The organism is Pseudoflavonifractor intestinihominis (genome assembly GCF_040096055.1).
GTDB lineage: Bacteria > Bacillota > Clostridia > Oscillospirales > Oscillospiraceae > Pseudoflavonifractor > Pseudoflavonifractor intestinihominis.
The window spans coordinates 37,315-55,142 of the sequence record NZ_JBBMFK010000015.1 but is presented as its reverse complement, the minus strand read 5'-3'; the positions used below and the strand labels follow the sequence as shown (position 1 = coordinate 55,142).

The following is a 17,828-nucleotide window of genomic DNA, read 5'->3' as shown; positions in this document are numbered from 1 at the left end:
ATTTTTTATGGATTTAGGGGATCAGCCAGAAGCCGACCGCGCCGCAGGCCGCGCCCATGACGGCGCCGGCCAGCACGTCCCGGGGGAAGTGGACGCCGCCGATGACCCGGATGAGGGCGATGAGCACCCCGATAGCCAGGAATACCCCGCCCAGGGGCGGGCACACCCACCAGAAGGCCATGTCGATGACAAAGACCGAGAATACATGGCGGCTGGGGAAGGAGTTGCCCTTGGTGTCCTTGGGGATGAGGGGGGTGATGTCCAGCACCTCGTAGGGCCTGGGGGCGTTGCACCACTTGCGGAAAAAGCTGAGGGCTATAAAGGACACCCCCGGCGTGATGACCGCCCGCAGCAGCCGGTGGTCCCGGGTGAGGAGCAGGAACAAGAGCAGGGCGGGGTAGGCGATGTAGACCGACAGGGTCAGCACCTTGTTCACCGCCCGGACGGCTCCGGCGTAGGGGCGGAAGGGGGCGGACAGGCGGGCGTAGAGAGAAGCTGTCATGGGAACCTCCTGAGGGAATGGATGGATACAAAACCGCACCCGCCCGTCGGGCGGGTGCGGCAGATGGTGCGGGCTGATATCAGGGCAGGTCGGCGTCGATGAGGATATTGTCCGTGCCGTGCTCCTCAAACTCGGCCATATAGCCGTCGATGCGGCGGTTGAGCTCATCATAGTTGGTCTCGTCGATGGGGGGATCGTCCATGTCCCGGCGGGCCAAATCCTCGGCGAGAATCTCGAAAAACACGTTGTTTTCGTACTCCATAATGGCCTCGTGTATGCCGCCGTCCACAAAGGCCCGGGAGGGCACCACCTCGCCCTGCCACAGCTCGGCCAGACTGGGCATCCCCTCCTCCGCCGCCTTGGAGAAGAGCAGGCTCTCCACCTCGTCGTAGTCGGCGAAGCGGTCGTCGCCCCGGGTGGAATTGAGGATCCAGTTCCCGATATAGACCATGTCAAGCAGCCGGCGGTACTGCTTCTTTGTCAGTTCCAGCTTCATGCGCGAAACCTCCTCGCTGTCGTGACATTGCGGAGCATGGGGCTGAGCTGCTCCGCTTGCACATATTATATTAACAAGATAGGGAAAAGTCAAACCCGGCGAAAGGAGAAATCCGGTGAAATTTCCCCTTGTGTTCCGCCGGAGTTTCGCATATAGTATAGAGGAAGCGGCAGGCGGAGGAATTCCGCCCCGCAATTGTTTTGTCTGGAGGTTGTTGCTGTGGACCGTCGGCCAATCGGCGTGTTTGACTCGGGCATGGGCGGCCTGACCGCTGTCCGGGAGCTGATCCATCTGATGCCGGAAGAGGACATCGTCTACTTCGGCGACACCGGCCGGGTGCCCTACGGCAGCCGCTCCCGGGACACCATCATCAAGTACGCCCGGCAGGACGTGGCCTTTCTCAACACCTTTGATCTGAAGGCCATTGTCATCGCCTGCGGCACCGTGTCCACCACGGCGCTGGAGGTGCTGGAGCAGGAGAACCCCATCCCGGTGCTGGGCGTGGTGCGGCCCGCTGTGGCGGAGGCCGCCGCCGCCACCCGCAGCGGGAAGATCGGCCTCATCGGCACCCAGGCCACCATCCGCACCGGGGCCTATGAGCGGTACATCGCCAAGCTGCTGCCCGACGCCCAGGTCACCGCCCGGGCCTGCCCCCTCTTTGTGCCCCTGGTGGAGAACGGCCGCTTCCGCCCCGGGGACAGGGTCACCGAGATGGTGGCCGAGGAGTACCTCACCCCCCTGAAGGAGGCCGGGGTGGACACCCTGGTGCTGGGCTGCACCCACTACCCCCTCCTGTCCCAGGTCATCGGCAACTTCATGGGCCCGGACGTGACGCTCATCAACACCGGCGCGGCCTGCGCCCGGCAGGTATCGGCCATGCTGAAGAAGCGGGACGGCCTCAACAGCCCCGACCACGTGGGCACCCGCCGCTACTTCGCCAGCGACAGCGCCGCCGACTTCGCCTCTCTGGCCTCCATCTTCCTGGGCCGGGACATCACCGGCGCGGTGGAGCAGGTGGATATTACAAAATATTGAGGAGAAACGGGCACCGGTCCTTTACTTTTCCCTCAATTTGGGATATAATACCTTGCATTTTGGTTCACATCAGAGGTCGAGAGAATGGATAAGAGCGTCATTATTTCCATCAAAGGCAGGCAGTCCTACGAGAACGTGGAGGACGAGACCATCGAGCTGGTCACCGAGGGCCTGCTGGCCAAGGAGGGCGAGGGGGAGTACACCCTCAGCTACCAGGAGAGCGAACTCACCGGCCTGGAGGGCACCCTGACCACCTTCCAGATCGAGGACGGCCGCATCACCCTCATGCGCCACGGGGAGGTTAACTCCCAGATGGTGTTCGAGGAGGGCCGCCGCCACCTGTCCATGTACAACACCCCCTACGGGGCCCTGGCCGTGGGCATCAAGACCCACCACATGGACTGCCGCATGGACGAGCACGGCGGCAGCATTGAGATCAACTACGCCATTGAGATCGAGCATGCCGTGGCGGGGCAGAACCTGTTCCAGATCCAGGTCCGGGAGAAGCCCCCGGTGCTCCGGCAGTAAGTTCACGGGCGGCAGGGGCCGCCCTTTACCAGATATTGATGAGGTGATTTGAGATGTCCAACATGATCCAGTCCGCCAAGGACCAGGTGGCGTCCCTGACCCAGGCGGCCTACGAGAAGGCCGCCGCCGATGGGCTCCTGCCCGCCGGCGCCCAGGTAAAGGCCACCATTGAGATTCCCAAGGACGTGTCCCACGGGGACTACGCCTCCTCCTTTGCCATGGCCGGGGCCAAGGCCCTCCACATGGCCCCCAGAGCCATCGCCCAGATCATTCTGGACCACCTGGAGCTGGAGGGGACCTACTTCCAGAGCGCCGAGATCGCCGGCCCCGGCTTCCTGAACTTCCGCCTGGGCAGCCGCTGGTACGGCGAGGTCATCGCGGACATCGAGCGGGAGGGCGCCGCCTACGGCGCCGTGGACGAGGGCCACGGCGAGAAGGTGATGGTGGAGTTCGTCTCCGCCAACCCCACCGGTCCCATGCACATCGGCAACGCCCGGGGCGGCGTGCTGGGCGACAGCCTGGCCAGCGTGCTGGAGCGGGCGGGCTACAACGTGTGGCGTGAGTTCTACGTCAACGACGCCGGCAACCAGATCCACAAGTTCGCCATGTCCATCGACGCCCGGTACCGCCAGCTCATCCTGGGGGAGGAGAACGTGCCCTTCCCCGAGGACGGCTATAAGGGCGACGACATCAGAGAGCTGGCCGCCGCCTTCCGGGCGGAGCAGGGCGACAGCTGGATGGACAAGAGCGAGGAGGAGCGCCAGGAGGCCATGGCCAACTTCGGCCTCAAGCGCAACATCCCCAAGATGCAGGAGGACCTGCGCCGGTACAAGATTGAGTACGACGAGTGGTTCCTGGAGTCCTCTCTCCACAACAGCGGCTATGTGGCCGAGACCGTGGGCCTGCTCACCGACAAGGGCTGGACCTACGAGAAGGACGGCGCCCTGTGGCTCAATACCATTGAGCTGCTCAAGGAGAAGTACATGCGGGAGGGCAAGACCCGGGAGCAGGTGGACAAGCTGGACCTGAAGGACGACGTGCTCCGCCGGGCCAACGGGTTCTACACCTACTTTGCCGCCGACATCGCCTACCACCGCAACAAGCTGGAGAAGCGGGGCTTCCAGACCGCCATCAACATCTGGGGTGCCGACCACCACGGCCACGTGGCCCGGCTCCAGGCGGCTCTGGACGGCCTGGGCCTGGACGGCTCCCACCGCCTGGTGGTGGTGCTCATGCAGCTGGTGAACCTGCTCCAGGACGGCAAGCCCGTCCGGATGAGCAAGCGCTCCGGCAAGGCCATCGCCCTCCACGACCTGCTGGACGAGGTGAGCGTGGATGCCTGCCGCTACTTCTTCAACTCCCGCTCCTTCACCAGCCCCCTGGACTTTGACCTGGACCTGGCCGTCAAGGAGGACTCGGACAACCCGGTGTACTACGTCCAGTACGCCCACGCCCGGATCTGCTCCCTGGTGGCCCGGATGAAGGAGGAGGGGGCCGGCGTGTCCGCTGCCGCCGACATCGACGCCTCTGTGTTCACCACCCCCGAGGAGCTCTCCCTGGTCAAGACCCTCTCCCTCTTCCCTGAGGAGATCCGCCTGGCCAGCCGGGACTACGACCCCTCCCACATCAACCGCTACCTGCTCACCCTGGCCGGCGATTTCCACCGGTTCTACAATTCCTGCCGCATCAAGGGCGAGGAGAAGCACGTGCTGGCCGCCCGGCTCAAGCTGGCGGACACTGTTCGGTCCGTGCTGGCCAACGGCATGGCCCTCATCGGCGTCACCGCCCCCGAGAAAATGTAATTTTGCCTTACAACAATCCCCCGCTCATCTGAGCGGGGGATTGTTTTGTCACTCGCACTCCACCTGGGTGTACGCCTCTGCGCCGCAGGCCTCATGGCCCTCCTCGTCCTGGGGCGGGAACAGGGCCAGGGACGCCCCGAAGAGCAGCGCCGCCAGAATCGCCACCGCCTGCACCTTGTTCTCCTTCAGCAGATGGCCGTACTCCTCCCACAGGGGGAGCCTGAGGCCCTCACCCAGCTTCTCCGCGCCGTAGCAGATGATCAGGGCAATGACCGCGCAGCACGCCAGCCGCACCGCCGTGTCCCGCTTGTTCTCCTTCCGCTCCATCACCGCCGCCTCCTTCCGCGCCTGTATCACCAGTATATGCGCCCCGGCGGCGGGCATGTGAGGAGGAACGGCGTATATTCTGTTTGACCGGTGCTCTGCGCCATGATATAATCTAAAATGGATGTGAATTGGCATATTGTGCCGGAACTTTGACGCAATATTACCCGTCCGCAGCTGGACTGTATTTTACTTTCCCTGACGTCTGAAGAAAAAGGGAAAATGAAGAAAGGAAGGATTCCATGGAACCCAAAGAGATCCAGGAGCTGGCAATCACCGCCACCAAGGGCCGGCTTTTGGGCCTGTCGGCCATCTACCGCGCCGCCTCCGGCCACACCGGCGGCTCCCTGTCCGTGATGGACATCCTCACCGTCCTCTATTTCCATGAGATGAAGGTGAACCCCGACCAGCCCAGGGACCCTGACCGGGACCGCCTGGTGCTGAGCAAGGGCCACTGCACCCCCGCTCTGTACTCGGTACTGGCCCTGCGGGGATTCTTCCCCGTGGAGGACATGCAGCTCTTCCGCAGCATTGACGGCCACTACTCCGGCCACCCCGATATGGTCCACGTAAAGGGCGTGGATATGTCCACCGGCTCTCTGGGCCAGGGGATCTCCGCCGCCGTGGGCATGGCCCTGGCGGGCAAGATCGACAAGAAGGACTACCGGGTGTACGCCATTCTGGGCGACGGCGAGCTGGACGAGGGCCAGGTGTGGGAGGCCGCCATGTCGGCCGCCAAGTACAGCCTGGACAACCTGTGCGCCGTGGTGGACTATAACAGAATGCAGATCGACGGCACCACCGACGATGTGATGCCCCTGGGCGACCTGTCCGCCAAGTGGGCCGCCTTCGGCTGGAACGTGATCGAGACCGACGGCCACGACTACGCCGCCCTGGCCGACGCCTTTGAGCAGGCCAAGACTGTGAAGGGCAAGCCCACCGTGGTTCTGGCCCACACCGTCAAGGGCAAGGGCGTGTCCTTCATGGAGGGCGTGTACACCTGGCACGGAAAGGCCCCCAACGACGAGCAGTACGCCCAGGCCAAGGCCGAGCTGGAAGCACATCTCAAGCAGCTGGAAGAGGAGGGGAAGTAAGATGGCAGGAAGCATCGCGACGAGAGCCGCCTACGGCGCGGCCCTGATTGAGCTGGCCAAGACCCACCCGGAGCTGCTGGTCCTGGACGCGGACCTGGCCCAGGCCGTCAACACCAGCAAGTTCGCCCAGGAGTATCCCGACCGCCACTTTGACATGGGCATTGCCGAGGGCAACATGACCGGCGTGGCCGCCGGTCTGGCCACCTGCGGCAAGCACCCCTTTATCAATACCTTCGCCATTTTCGCCACCGGCCGGGCCTGGGAGCAGGTGCGCAACTCCATCGCCTATCCCGGCCTGCCCGTCACCGTGGTGGGGTCCCACGGCGGCCTCTCCGTGGGCGAGGACGGCGCCACCCACCAGTGCATCGAGGACCTGAGCAACATGCGGGTCATCCCCGGCATGACCGTGGTGGTGCCCTGCGACGGCAACGAGATGACCTTTGCCACTGAGGCCCTGCTGAACCTGAATGCCCCCGCCTACCTGCGTCTGGGCCGCATGGCGGTGGACAACGTCACCGACGAGCTGCCCGGCTACAAGTTCGAGCTGGGCAAGGGCGTCACCATGCGCGACGGCAGCGACGTGACCGTCATCGCCTGCGGCCTCATGGTCCAGGAGGCCCTCAAGGCCGCCGAGACCCTGGCCGGCGAGGGCATCTCCGTCCGGGTCATCGACATGCACACCATCAAGCCCCTGGACGAGGAGCTGGTGCTCCAGGCCGCCAAGGAGACCGGCGCCATTGTCACCAGCGAGGAGCACAATATCGTGGGAGGCCTGGGTGCCGCCGTGTGCGAGTACCTGTCCCAGGCCTGCCCTGTGCCCGTGGTGCGCCACGGCGTGGAGGACTGCTTCGGCCGCTCCGGCCCTGCCAAGAAGGTGCTGGCCGCCTACGGCCTCAACGCCGAGGGCCTGGCCAAGAAGGTGCGGCTGGCTGTCAGCCTGAAGAACCGGTAAGAACAGAGACGATGCCAAAACCAGCGGCAGGCCGCAGCTGCGGCCTGCCGCTTTCAATGCCCGAGCGGGCGGTAAGAAAGGAGAATGTGCTGTGATCAAACTGATTGCCACTGACATGGACGGCACATTGTTGAATGATGACCACGCGATGGTGTCCCAGCGCAACGTGGACGCCCTCCGCAGGGCGGCGGAGCAGGGCATTGAGGTGGTCATCTCCAGCGGGCGGACCTGGAGCCTGCTGAAGGAGATCGCGGACCAGCTGGGCGTGGTGCGCTATGTGGTCATGTCCAACGGCGCGGCCGTGCTGGACCGGCAGACCGGGGAGTGGGTGCTCCAGAAGGGCATGCCCAAGGAGCAGGCGCTGAAATTCGTGGAGATCCTGCTCCGGTACGGCGCGGGCTTTGAGCTCTTCTGCGAGGGCCAGAACTACGTCGACCGGCGGTATGAGGCGCTTGTCATGAAGGAGGCGCCCTCCGCTGCGTATGGGGCCATGTTCCGCCGGCAGGCCATGATCGTGGACGACCTGCGGCCGGTGATCGAGAAGAAGCTGGTGGAGAAGCTCTATGTATTCCATGTGGAGCCGGGCACCCAGGGGCGGATTGAGGAGGAGCTCAGAGCTGTGGGCCCCTATGAGTCCGCCTGCGCCTATGAGTCCAACATGGAGATCACGGCTCCCGGCGTGGACAAGGGAGAGGCGCTGAAGGAGCTGTGCCGGAAGCTGGACATTGATGCTTCGGAGGTCATGGCCTTCGGCGACGCGGACAACGACCTGGGGATGCTGGCCTGGGCGGGCTGCTCCTTTGCCATGGCAAACGGTACGGACAAGGCCAAGGCGGCCGCCAAAGGGCTCACCGGTACCAACTCCGACTCCGGCGTGGCCCAGGGTGTGGAGCGCTGGGCGCTGGCACAGCAGAACTGAACACCGGAAAAGAAAAACAGCCATCCCTCCAGGGATGGCTGTTTTCATGTGTAAATCCGTGTGTAAATTTCGATGTACAGATATTGCGGATCTGTCAGACTTCAGATTTAAAAAGGGAGGAGCGGCTACACGGGATATTCCTTTAGTTCGTTCAAAAATTCCTGATAGTTTTCTTCAGACCAATAAAATGTCAATTCGTCTTCCGTGTACTCCGCCGGAGTGTCTCGCATAAAGTTGCTGCCAATATCGTAATCAAATCTTTTCAGCACAGCTTCTGCAAATTCGCGGAAAAACATTCCGATTCCAGTGATGACATTGCCGTCTTCCATGATGGGCTTGTGTATAAAGTTTTCTTTTTGGATAAAGGAGAAGGTATCTGCAAACTGCATAAAATACCCTGCGGTGAATTTCTTACCGTTTAAAATACCTGCCTTTGACAATAGGGCTGGAGAGGACGAGATTGCCGCAAAGACAACGGGGGTATTAACTCCGCCTTTGAGAAAATCGATCAGCGTTTCATCAAACAAAGCGGGCATCGGATTGATGGTTCCAGGGAGAATGACGCAGTCATAATCCGTGATAGTCACGTCTGCTGTTGTTTTGGTAGGGAAAACACGCAGGCCTTCTTCGCTGCGGTATTCTCTGTTCTCGCTTGCAATATAATCGACTGTTTCGCCGAACCAGACCGTCAGGGCAGAGGTCAGACAGGTAATCTCTTGCAGGGAAAAGTCGGGATATAATAGCACGGAAAATTTTCTCATCGGAGCACCTCTATAAATTATAATGTAAATTTATTCTAGCATGGACGTCTGAAATTTACAATAAAGCAAAAAGAGAGACGGGCTTTTCAGCACGTCTCTCTTTGGAAAATAGGATAGCAGAACGGACAACACACGGGCTTTTTGCGGTGCTGCGGTGTAAGCGCAGGGGATCTTAAGACTGAAATGCGTCCTTTACGTAGCTTATAAAATCCTTCTCAACCAATTCATAATCAATAGAAGACTGAAGGCGGCCAAGCTGATCTTTCCAAGCATCCACGTTCGTTCTCACCTTGCGGAAACCAAGGGATTCATAGACATGTTGTGCCCGTGTGTTCTTCACATTCGTGTCGAGAATGATTTTGGAATAGCCGTTTCTGAACAGCCAGCCAATCAGCAGACTCAGGACTTTTCTGCCCACACCACGATTTTGACAATCGGTTTCACAGAGCTTGATGCCGACTTCGGCCACACCCACGCCTGCATTACTATAACTGCACTCACCGATCAGACGATCGTCTTCCTGAATGATGATGCAACCCTTGTTAAGTCCTTTGATGACCTCGTCCTCAGTCGTCCCCACGCCATTGGGGAAGCCTGCGTGCGCCATCACAGCACCGTCGTTCCACCAGGCGGCGAGCTGCTTTGCATCGGCGGCTTCGGCTTGTCGGATGGTTAAATTTTCGTATTGAATCGTTTCCATCATCTTTCCTCCGTTAAAAATTCCATGTAAGAGCAGGGAAGGGGGATGGCGCATTTGTGCGTGCGTATAACAGTGTCGGATCAATGCGAACCTTGCCCCATGTTCAAGTCCGCGCCCAAACCCAGATCGCAACCCAGCGCAATGGCAGTATTATAGGGTTTTTCCGCGATAAAGTCAATTGTCGCGCCGCGCATCACAATGGACTTGGCCCTTTCCAACACCAGTTGTCCAATCCGCTACTTATGAACCGTACGCTTCCGGCAGGTGCGGCGCTTTTGGGGGCGCTCATGATCGCGGCCTTCGCCGGGGATCATCTGGCCGGCGCTGCCGAGGCTATGGTTACCCTGCTTGAAGTGACACCGGGAGGCTGCCGTGCCTGTACGGGAAAAACTGGATGCGCAGCAGGGGCCGGAGACGTCCAAGAAGGTTCCGGACGAGGTCAAGGGACAAAATACCGCCGGAAGTGCAAAATTAAATTGAGTTCCATGGCGCGTTTTTGAATTTGAAAAGGGTTTGACTTTAATTTTATAAGATTCTTTTGCTTTTCGATTGCCAAGCGGGCTTTAGTATGATATAGTGTAAGGAAGAACAAAGACGTTCGTTTGCGGAGGGAGTATGCCTCCGCATGCGAGCGTCTTTTTTGTTGCGGTGCCGGCCCAAAAGGCCGCCGCAGCGTGACGTTTTACGCCGGGAAGGAGAAGTAGCAGTGCAAGACTTTACCACAAGGAAGCAGCCCGCAGGGCTGTATGATCCGAGATTTGAGCATGATAACTGCGGTATCGGCGCCGTGGTGGACATTAAGGGCCGCAAGAGCCACAAGACCATCGACGATGCGCTGCAGATCGTGGAACATCTGGAACACCGCGCCGGTAAGGACGCCGAGGGCAAAACCGGCGACGGCGTGGGCATTCTGTTGCAGATCGGCCACAAGTTCTTCACCAAGGTGGCGGCGGAAGCCGGCATCACTCTGGGCGGAGAGCGGGAGTACGGCGTGGGCATGTTCTTTTTCCCGCAGGAAGAACTGCGCCGCAATCAGGCCAAGAAGCTGTTTGAGATCGTCTGCCGCAAGGAGGGGCTGAACTTCCTGGGCTGGCGTGCCGTGCCGGTGTGCCCCGAGATTCTGGGCCACAAGGCCCGCTCCTGCATGCCCAGCATCTGGCAGGGCTTTGTGGAAAAGCCCGCCCGTGTGCAGCCCGGCCTGGACTTTGACCGCCGCCTGTACGTGGCCCGCCGGGTCTTTGAGCAGTCCAGCTCCGAGACCTACGTGTGCAGCCTGTCCAGCCGGACCATTGTGTACAAGGGCATGTTCCTGGTGAAGGAGCTGCGCCTGTTCTACCCCGACCTGCAGGACACCGACTATGAATCCGCCATCGGCATGGTGCACAGCCGGTTCTCCACCAACACGGCGCCCAGCTGGAACCGCGCCCACCCCAACCGTATGATCCTGCACAACGGCGAGATCAACACCATCCGCGGCAACGTGGACACCATGCTGGCCCGGGAGGAGAGCATCTCCAGCAACTGCCTGAAGGACGACATGGCCAAGGTGCTGCCCATTGTGAACCAGGACGGCAGCGACTCCGCCATGCTGGACAACACCCTGGAATTCATGGTCATGAACGGCATGGAGCTGCCCCTGGCCGTGATGGTGACCATCCCCGAGCCCTGGAGCAACAACGACAGCATGGACCCCAAGAAGCGCGCCTTCTACCAGTACTACGCCACCATGCTGGAGCCCTGGGACGGCCCCGCGTCCATCCTCTTCTCCGACGGCGATGTGATGGGCGCCGTGCTGGACCGCAACGGTCTGCGCCCCTCCCGCTACTATATCACCCGTGACGGCCGCCTGATCCTCTCCAGCGAGGTGGGTGTGCTGGATGTGGACCCGGCCGAGGTGGTCTCCCGTGACCGTCTGCGCCCCGGAAAGATGCTGCTGGTGGACACCGTGAAGGGCGAACTGGTGGACGACGAGCGCCTGAAGGCGGACTACGCCAACCGCCAGCCCTACGGCGAGTGGCTGGACCGCAACCTGGTCACCCTGAAGGAGCTGAAGATCCCCAACCACCGTCCGCCTGAGCCCAGCCCCCAGGAGCTGGTCCAGCTGCAGAAGGCCTTCGGCTACCGGTATGAGGATGTGACCACCATGATCCTCCCCATGGCCAAGAACGGCGCCGAACCCTCCGGCGCCATGGGCGTGGACACCCCGCTGGCCGTGCTCAGCCACACCCATCCCCCGCTGTTTGACTACTTCAAGCAGATGTTCGCCCAGGTCACCAACCCGCCCATTGACGCACTGCGTGAGAAGGTCATCACCTCCACCACCGTGTATGTGGGCGCCCAGGGCAACCTGCTGGAGGAGAGCAGCGAGAACTGCAAGGTCCTGAAGATCAACAATCCCATCCTGACCGAGACCGACGTGCTGAAGCTGAAGGCCATGAATGTGCCCGGCTTCAAGGTGCAGACCGTCTCCATCTGCTACTATAAGAACACCGATCTGGAAAAGGCCATTGAGCGGCTGTTTGTGGAAGTGGACCGGGCCTACCGTGACGGCGCCAACATCCTGATCCTCTCCGACCGGGAGATCGACGAATACCATGTGGCCATCCCCAGCCTGCTGGCCGTGGGCGCTGTCTCCAAGTACCTGGTGCGCACCAAGAAGCGCACCGCCATGGCCCTGGTGCTGGAGAGCGGCGAACCCCGCCTGGTCCATGACTTTGCCACCCTGCTGGGCTACGGCGCCTGCGCCATCAACCCCTATCTGGCACAGCAGACCATCCGCCAGCTCATTGACGAGAAGCTGCTGGACAAGGACTACTACGCCGCCGTGGAGGACTACAACCACGCCGTGCTGGCCGGCATCGTGAAGATCGCGTCCAAGATGGGCATTTCCACCATCCAGTCCTACCAGGGCAGCCAGATCTTTGAGGCGCTGGGCATCAGCAAGGAAGTGGTGGACAAGTACTTCACCAATACCGTCACCCGTGTGGGCGGCATCACCCTGAAGGACATCCAGGACGACCTGGAGGAGCGCCATCAGAAGGCCTACGATCCCCTGGGCCTGGGCACCGACACCGAGCTGCCCAGCCTGGGCCTGCACAAGTTCCGCAGCGGTCCCCAGGCGGAACAGCACCTTTATAACCCCCAGACCATCCATCTGCTGCAGCAGGCCTGCTGGACCGGCGACTACTCCAAGTTCAAGGCCTACACCCAGGCCATCGACAACACCGGCTCCGATGAGATGCACCTGCGCAGCCTGCTGACCTTCCGCTATCCCGAGCAGGGCGTGCCCATCGACGAGGTGGAGAGCGTGGACAGCCTGGTCCGCCGCTTCAAGACCGCCGCCATGAGCTACGGCGCCCTGTCCGCCGAGGCCCACGAGTGCATGGCCATTGCCATGAACCGCCTGGGAGGCAAGAGCAACACCGGCGAGGGCGGCGAAGCGGAAGAGCGCTTCGGCACCGAACGCAACTCCGCCATCAAGCAGGTGGCCTCCGCCCGTTTCGGCGTCACCAGCAAGTATCTGGTCTCCGCCAGCGAGATCCAGATCAAGATGGCCCAGGGCGCCAAGCCCGGCGAGGGCGGCCAGCTGCCCGGCAGCAAGGTCTATCCCTGGGTTGCCAAGACCCGCCACTCCACCACCGGCGTGGGCCTGATCTCCCCTCCGCCTCACCACGACATCTACTCCATCGAGGACCTGGCTCAGCTGATCTACGACCTGAAGTGCGCCAACCGCAAGGCGGCCATCAATGTCAAGCTGGTCAGTGAAGCCGGTGTCGGCACCATTGCCGCCGGCGTTGCCAAGGCCGGCGCCGAGGTCATCCTGATCTCCGGCTTTGACGGCGGCACGGGCGCCGCGCCCAACAACTCCATCCACAGCGCCGGCCTGCCCTGGGAACTGGGCATCGCCGAGGCCCATCAGTGCCTGATCATGAACGGCCTGCGCAGCCGTGTTCGCATTGAGGCGGACAGCAAGCTGATGAGCGGCCGGGATGTGGCCATTGCCGCCATGCTGGGCGCCGAAGAATTCGGCTTCGGCACCGGTCCCCTGGTGGCCATGGGCTGCGTGATGATGCGTGTGTGCAACCTGGATACCTGCCCCATGGGCATCTGTACCCAGAACCCCGAGCTGCGCCGAAACTTCAAGGGCAAGCCGGAATACGTCATGAACTTCATGCGGTTTATGGCCCAGGAACTGCGGGAGTACATGGCCCGTCTGGGCGTGCGCCGTCTGGAGGATCTGGTGGGCCGCACCGACCTGCTGGCCATCAAGGAAGAGCCTGCCGGCAGCCGCGCCAGCGAGCTGGACCTGACCCCGCTGCTGAGCAACCCCCTCATCGAGAACAGCAGCATCCATTTCCAGCCCGAGGACGTTTACAACTTCGGCCTGGAAAAGACCCCCGACATGAAGATCCTGATGAAGAAGTTCAAGAAGAGCTTCGATATGGACGAGCCCAAGCCGGCCCGGGTGGAGCTGACCGTGGGCAATACCGACCGCGCCTTCGGCACCATCTTCGGCAGCGAGATCACCGCCAAGTTCGGCAACACCCTGCCCGATGATACCTTCCATGTGCTGTGCCACGGCTTTGGCGGCCAGAGCTTCGGCGCGTTCCTGCCAAAGGGCCTGACCCTGGAGCTGGAAGGCGACTGCAACGACTACCTGGGCAAGGGCCTGTCCGGCGGCGAAATCGTGGTCTATCCGCCCAAGAGCGTGACCTACGACCGCAGCCAGAATATTGTCATCGGCAACGTGGCCCTGTACGGCGCCACCAGCGGCAAGGCTTTCATCAACGGCGTGGCCGGCGAACGCTTCTGCGTGCGTAACTCCGGCGCCACCGCCGTGGTGGAGGGCGTGGGCGACCATGGCTGCGAATATATGACCGGCGGCACCGTGGTGGTGCTGGGCAAGACCGGCAAGAACTTTGCGGCCGGTATGAGCGGCGGCATCGCCTACGTTCTGGACGAGGACTGGGATCTCTACCAGCGCGTCAACAAAGACATGGTCAGCATGGAACCCGTGGAACACAAATACGATGTGGCTCTGCTGAAAGATCTGATCCGCGAACATGTGGAGCGCACCGGTTCGCCCCGCGGCAAACAGATTCTCGATGACTTCGGGTCTTATCTGCCGCGCTTCAAGAAGGTCCTGCCTCATGACTACGACAAGATGCTGCGCCTGATTGCCCAGATGGAAGAGAAGGGCGAGGACAGCGAGCAGGCCCAGATTGAAGCCTTCTACGCGATGAAGAATGCCAAATAAGGAGGGCTAACCATGGGAAAACTGAGTGGATTTTTGGAGATCAAGCGGCAGACCAGCACCGAGCTGCCGCCTGAAGAGCGTATTTGCAACTTTAACGAATTTCATATTCCCCTGCCCTCTGATGAACAGCAGGCCCAGGGCGCCCGCTGCATGGACTGCGGCGTGCCCTTCTGCCAGAGCGGCATGATGGTGGGCGGCATGGCCAGCGGCTGCCCGCTGAACAACCTGATTCCCGAGTGGAACGATCTGGTGTACCAGGGCCGCTGGGATCTGGCGCTCCATCGTCTGCGGGCCACCAACCTGTTCCCCGAGTTTACCAGCCGGGTCTGCCCCGCCCTGTGTGAGGCGGCCTGCACCTGCGGTATGGCCACGGGCAACCCCGTCACCGTGAAGGAGAACGAGCACGCCATTGTGGAGTACGGCTATGCCCATGGCCTCATCCAGCCCACCCCGCCCGCCGTCCGCACCGGCAAGAGCGTGGCCGTGGTAGGTTCCGGCCCTTCCGGCCTGTCTGCGGCCGAACTGCTGAACCGCCGCGGTCACAGCGTGACCGTCTTTGAGCGGGAAGACCGTGTGGGCGGCCTGCTGATGTACGGCATCCCCAACATGAAACTGGAGAAGTCCGCAATCGACCGCCGTGTGGCCATCATGAAGGCGGAGGGCATCGAGTTTGTGCTGAATACCAACGTGGGTGTGGATATCAGCAAAGAAGAACTTGCCAGCCGTTATGATGCCGTGGTGCTGTGCTGCGGCGCCAAGCAGGCCCGCGACCTGTCTGTTCCCGGCCGTGAAGCCGAAGGCATCTACTTTGCTGTGGACTACCTGACCAGCGTGACCCGCAGCCTTCTGGACTCCAACTTTGCCGATGGCCGCGCCATCTCTGCCGAGGGCAAACGTGTGCTGGTCATCGGCGGCGGCGATACCGGCAACGACTGCGTGGGCACTGCCATCCGCCAGCACTGCGCCGATGTGCTGCAGCTGGAAATGATGCCCTGCCCGCCGGTCCAGCGCGCGCCCGGCAATGCCTGGCCGGAGTGGCCCAAGGTCCTCAAGACCGACTATGGCCAGCAGGAAGCCATCGCCATGTTCGGCCGCGATCCCCGCGTCTATCAGACCACGGTGAAGGAATTCCTGAAGGGGGAGGACGGCCGGGTCTGCGGCGCCGTGATCTCCAAGCTGGAGAGCCGTGTAGTGGACGAAGCCACCGGCCGCCGCGCCATGGTCCCCACCGGCGAGGAAGAGACGGTGGAGTGCGAGCTGGTTCTGATTGCCGCCGGCTTTACCGGCTGCGAGAGCTACACTGCCGAGGCTTTCGGCCTGGAACTGACGCCCCGCGGCTGTGTAGCCGACCACAACTTTGCCACCAATGTTCCCAACGTCTTCGCCTGCGGCGACATGCGCCGCGGCCAGAGCCTGGTTGTCTGGGCCCTGCGTGAAGGCCGCGATACGGCCGCTGTGGTGGACCGTTTCCTGATGGGGTATACGAATCTGTAATCCCGCAATAAAACGCACAGAGCGCCTCTGCGTTGCCTTTCCGGCAATACAGAGGCGCTCTTTTAAAAATTGCGGTGAACAGTTTTGAAGACGCGCTCTAGTCTGCGTCTAAAGCCCAGCCGGGGCCCAGCGCAGCGGGTCCGCTTTGGAGAGGGGGAGCAGCAGAATGAGCTTGCTCCGACGAGGAACATCGAAACACTATAGAGGCTTCTGTGTCCGGCGCAAAAGCGTACCAGACACCCGTGCTGAAAATGTCATCCGAAGAAGTGATATAATACTCAATTACACCTTCGATTGTTGGGACTGTGAGAGTTTGGTATAATAAAGATAAAACTGAGGATGTGCTATGAGAGATGCAGAAGAGATTTCGTGAGGTGACCCGCATGAAGGCGAACTTGTATGAACATGTGGAGTTTCATTCGGCAGAGGTGGAAGATGCTCCGGCAATCGCACAGCTTCGCAAAAAAATATGGTCGACCACCTATCGAGGGATTTATCCAGATGAGATGATTGACCAGTTTGATTTGGAATGGCACACGCAGAAAGATGCCCAGCGAATTCAAAATCCAGACGATGCGGTCTATTTGATTAAGCGGGAAGAGCGAGTCATTGGCTACATCACCCTCCATAACAGCCAACCTCCGCACTTGTTGTCCCTCTATCTGGAAGATGAATTCCAAAACTGCGGCATCGGACATAAAGCAATGGAGTTTGTAAAGATCCATTTCAAGGCACAAGGAGCGAAGCGTTTTACCTGCCAGTGCCAGCCGGATAATGCGCATGCTATGGCCTTTTATCAGCGCAATGGAGGGAAAGTGGTCAAACAGGATTTGAATAATGAGGAGAGCTGGCAGAATTCCGTGACGTTTCAATTTGATGTGTGAAACACAGCATAAAAACAAATCCGAACCCATCGCCGACCGGCGCAAGGTTCGGATTTGTTTTGTTTGGAACATCGCAACACTATAGATGCAGAAGTTGCCACCTTAATCGCATTGACTTTGATACGGATGTTGCAAGATAATATGTTTGTGATAATATAAAACAACAAGTATTCTGTGTGGAGGCGGTATCTGTGGCACTATGCATTCAAACTCCCTGTAGCTTACAGTGGAGGCTGGATGAGTTGGACAAAATAATCGATTCTATGGAAAATGAAATCGAAGCGGCAATTACGCAGCAACAAATTCAAACAGGTCACGACTATACTAATATTATACTGCGTACGGCTGGAAAATCCATTGTCAGTATGAGGGAAATTATTCACTTATCTGCTTTCGGTTACCCGGATGGAGCATTGTCACTTGCGAGAAACATATACGAGCATGTTATAATATTGGCTTTTTTCGAAAATCACAAATCCGACAATGATTTTGGTAACTATGTAGATGACTACTATGTTGACTATGATATTCAGCGCAACAAGGCCTTGCAATATGAGAGTAAAAACTGCACCCAAGATGCTGAGGCACTGACTGCTCTCAAAAATGAACTTGATCAGCTCAAACAGACAGCGCATCATCGGGTGGCCGGGGATTACTGGTGGTCAGGTAGTTCTAACTTTGGTCAACTTGTGAAGGCAGCAATAGCATCTGTTCCAGATGAGCGAGGGAAACGATTCTTACATGGATTGCACTTTACATATAAAAGAGCTTGTGTAGCTATACATTCCAGCTGTATTGGGAATACCCTGAGATTAGGTGTTGACCCTGATTTTGCTGGAATAGATACTTCTCCTACAATAAAGGGGCATTCGCTGCCGCTGTGGTTTGCAACGACATCGTTTATTTATATCATGGGTGTTACATATGCGCTGCTTAACCTTGACTATATGACACACGACCATGACTTAAATGATCTTGCTTTGTTTTTCCATCAAAAAGAGCAACGACAATCAGATTAAACGCTATTCCATTTAAACTATTGCCGCATTTTGTAAACTCCCTATATACTTAAAGTGCTAT

The 17,828-nt window shown here is 59.8% G+C and carries 15 protein-coding genes; 10 read left to right on the top strand and 5 right to left on the bottom strand.

The window, feature by feature from the left end; translation table 11 throughout:
- Window positions 1–13 precede the first annotated feature (13 nt).
- Complete coding sequence (locus tag WMO64_RS10265) at window positions 14–502, bottom strand: phosphatase PAP2 family protein (RefSeq protein WP_294516857.1); 489 nt, start codon at window positions 500–502, stop codon at window positions 14–16.
- A gap of 79 nt (window positions 503–581) precedes the next feature.
- Window positions 582–998, bottom strand: a complete 417-nt coding sequence (locus WMO64_RS10260; RefSeq protein WP_294516860.1) for a hypothetical protein — start codon at window positions 996–998, stop codon at window positions 582–584.
- 219 nt (window positions 999–1,217) lie between these two features.
- Here WMO64_RS10260 and murI point away from each other — a divergent pair, with 219 nt between their 5' ends.
- The 3 genes from murI to argS all read left to right on the top strand — a co-directional run bounded on the left by murI (window position 1,218) and on the right by argS (window position 4,363).
- Window positions 1,218–2,033, top strand: coding sequence for a glutamate racemase (gene murI, locus WMO64_RS10255; RefSeq protein ID WP_294516862.1), 816 nt, complete (start codon window positions 1,218–1,220; stop codon window positions 2,031–2,033).
- 84 nt (window positions 2,034–2,117) lie between these two features.
- On the top strand, window positions 2,118–2,561 hold the full coding sequence (locus WMO64_RS10250; RefSeq protein WP_294516864.1) for a YwiB family protein: 444 nt from the start codon (window positions 2,118–2,120) through the stop codon (window positions 2,559–2,561).
- 53 nt (window positions 2,562–2,614) lie between these two features.
- Window positions 2,615–4,363: an arginine--tRNA ligase gene (gene argS / locus WMO64_RS10245; RefSeq protein WP_294516866.1), complete on the top strand. Its 1,749-nt coding sequence runs from the start codon at window positions 2,615–2,617 to the stop codon at window positions 4,361–4,363.
- 48 nt (window positions 4,364–4,411) lie between these two features.
- Here the strand turns inward: argS and WMO64_RS10240 are convergent, their stop codons facing one another.
- A complete protein-coding gene (locus tag WMO64_RS10240) occupies window positions 4,412–4,690 on the bottom strand; it encodes a hypothetical protein (protein WP_294516868.1) in 279 nt (92 codons plus the stop codon).
- 239 nt (window positions 4,691–4,929) lie between these two features.
- Here WMO64_RS10240 and WMO64_RS10235 point away from each other — a divergent pair, with 239 nt between their 5' ends.
- From WMO64_RS10235 to WMO64_RS10225, 3 genes are all read left to right on the top strand, one after another.
- Window positions 4,930–5,781, top strand: a complete 852-nt coding sequence (locus WMO64_RS10235; protein WP_294516870.1) for a transketolase — start codon at window positions 4,930–4,932, stop codon at window positions 5,779–5,781.
- A gap of 1 nt (window position 5,782) precedes the next feature.
- On the top strand, window positions 5,783–6,733 hold the full coding sequence (locus WMO64_RS10230) for a transketolase family protein (protein ID WP_294516872.1): 951 nt from the start codon (window positions 5,783–5,785) through the stop codon (window positions 6,731–6,733).
- A 91-nt stretch (window positions 6,734–6,824) separates the two neighbouring features.
- Complete coding sequence (locus WMO64_RS10225) at window positions 6,825–7,652, top strand: HAD family hydrolase (RefSeq protein ID WP_294516875.1); 828 nt, start codon at window positions 6,825–6,827, stop codon at window positions 7,650–7,652.
- Window positions 7,653–7,777: 125 nt separating this feature from the next.
- Here the strand turns inward: WMO64_RS10225 and WMO64_RS10220 are convergent, their stop codons facing one another.
- Window positions 7,778–8,413, bottom strand: a complete 636-nt coding sequence (locus tag WMO64_RS10220; RefSeq protein ID WP_294516877.1) for a DJ-1/PfpI family protein — start codon at window positions 8,411–8,413, stop codon at window positions 7,778–7,780.
- 172 nt (window positions 8,414–8,585) lie between these two features.
- Window positions 8,586–9,116, bottom strand: coding sequence for a GNAT family N-acetyltransferase (locus WMO64_RS10215; protein WP_294516879.1), 531 nt, complete (start codon window positions 9,114–9,116; stop codon window positions 8,586–8,588).
- A gap of 703 nt (window positions 9,117–9,819) precedes the next feature.
- Between WMO64_RS10215 and gltB the strand changes: the two genes are divergently transcribed.
- From gltB to WMO64_RS10195, 4 genes are all read left to right on the top strand, one after another.
- Complete coding sequence (gene gltB / locus WMO64_RS10210) at window positions 9,820–14,370, top strand: glutamate synthase large subunit (RefSeq protein WP_294516881.1); 4,551 nt, start codon at window positions 9,820–9,822, stop codon at window positions 14,368–14,370.
- A gap of 12 nt (window positions 14,371–14,382) precedes the next feature.
- Window positions 14,383–15,864 (top strand): glutamate synthase subunit beta, encoded by a 1,482-nt coding sequence (locus WMO64_RS10205; RefSeq protein ID WP_349231904.1) that lies wholly within the window; start codon window positions 14,383–14,385, stop codon window positions 15,862–15,864.
- 353 nt (window positions 15,865–16,217) lie between these two features.
- A complete protein-coding gene (locus tag WMO64_RS10200) occupies window positions 16,218–16,748 on the top strand; it encodes a GNAT family N-acetyltransferase (protein WP_349231903.1) in 531 nt (176 codons plus the stop codon).
- 242 nt (window positions 16,749–16,990) lie between these two features.
- Window positions 16,991–17,767, top strand: coding sequence for a DUF5677 domain-containing protein (locus WMO64_RS10195; protein WP_349231902.1), 777 nt, complete (start codon window positions 16,991–16,993; stop codon window positions 17,765–17,767).
- The last annotated feature ends 61 nt before the right edge of the window (window positions 17,768–17,828 follow it).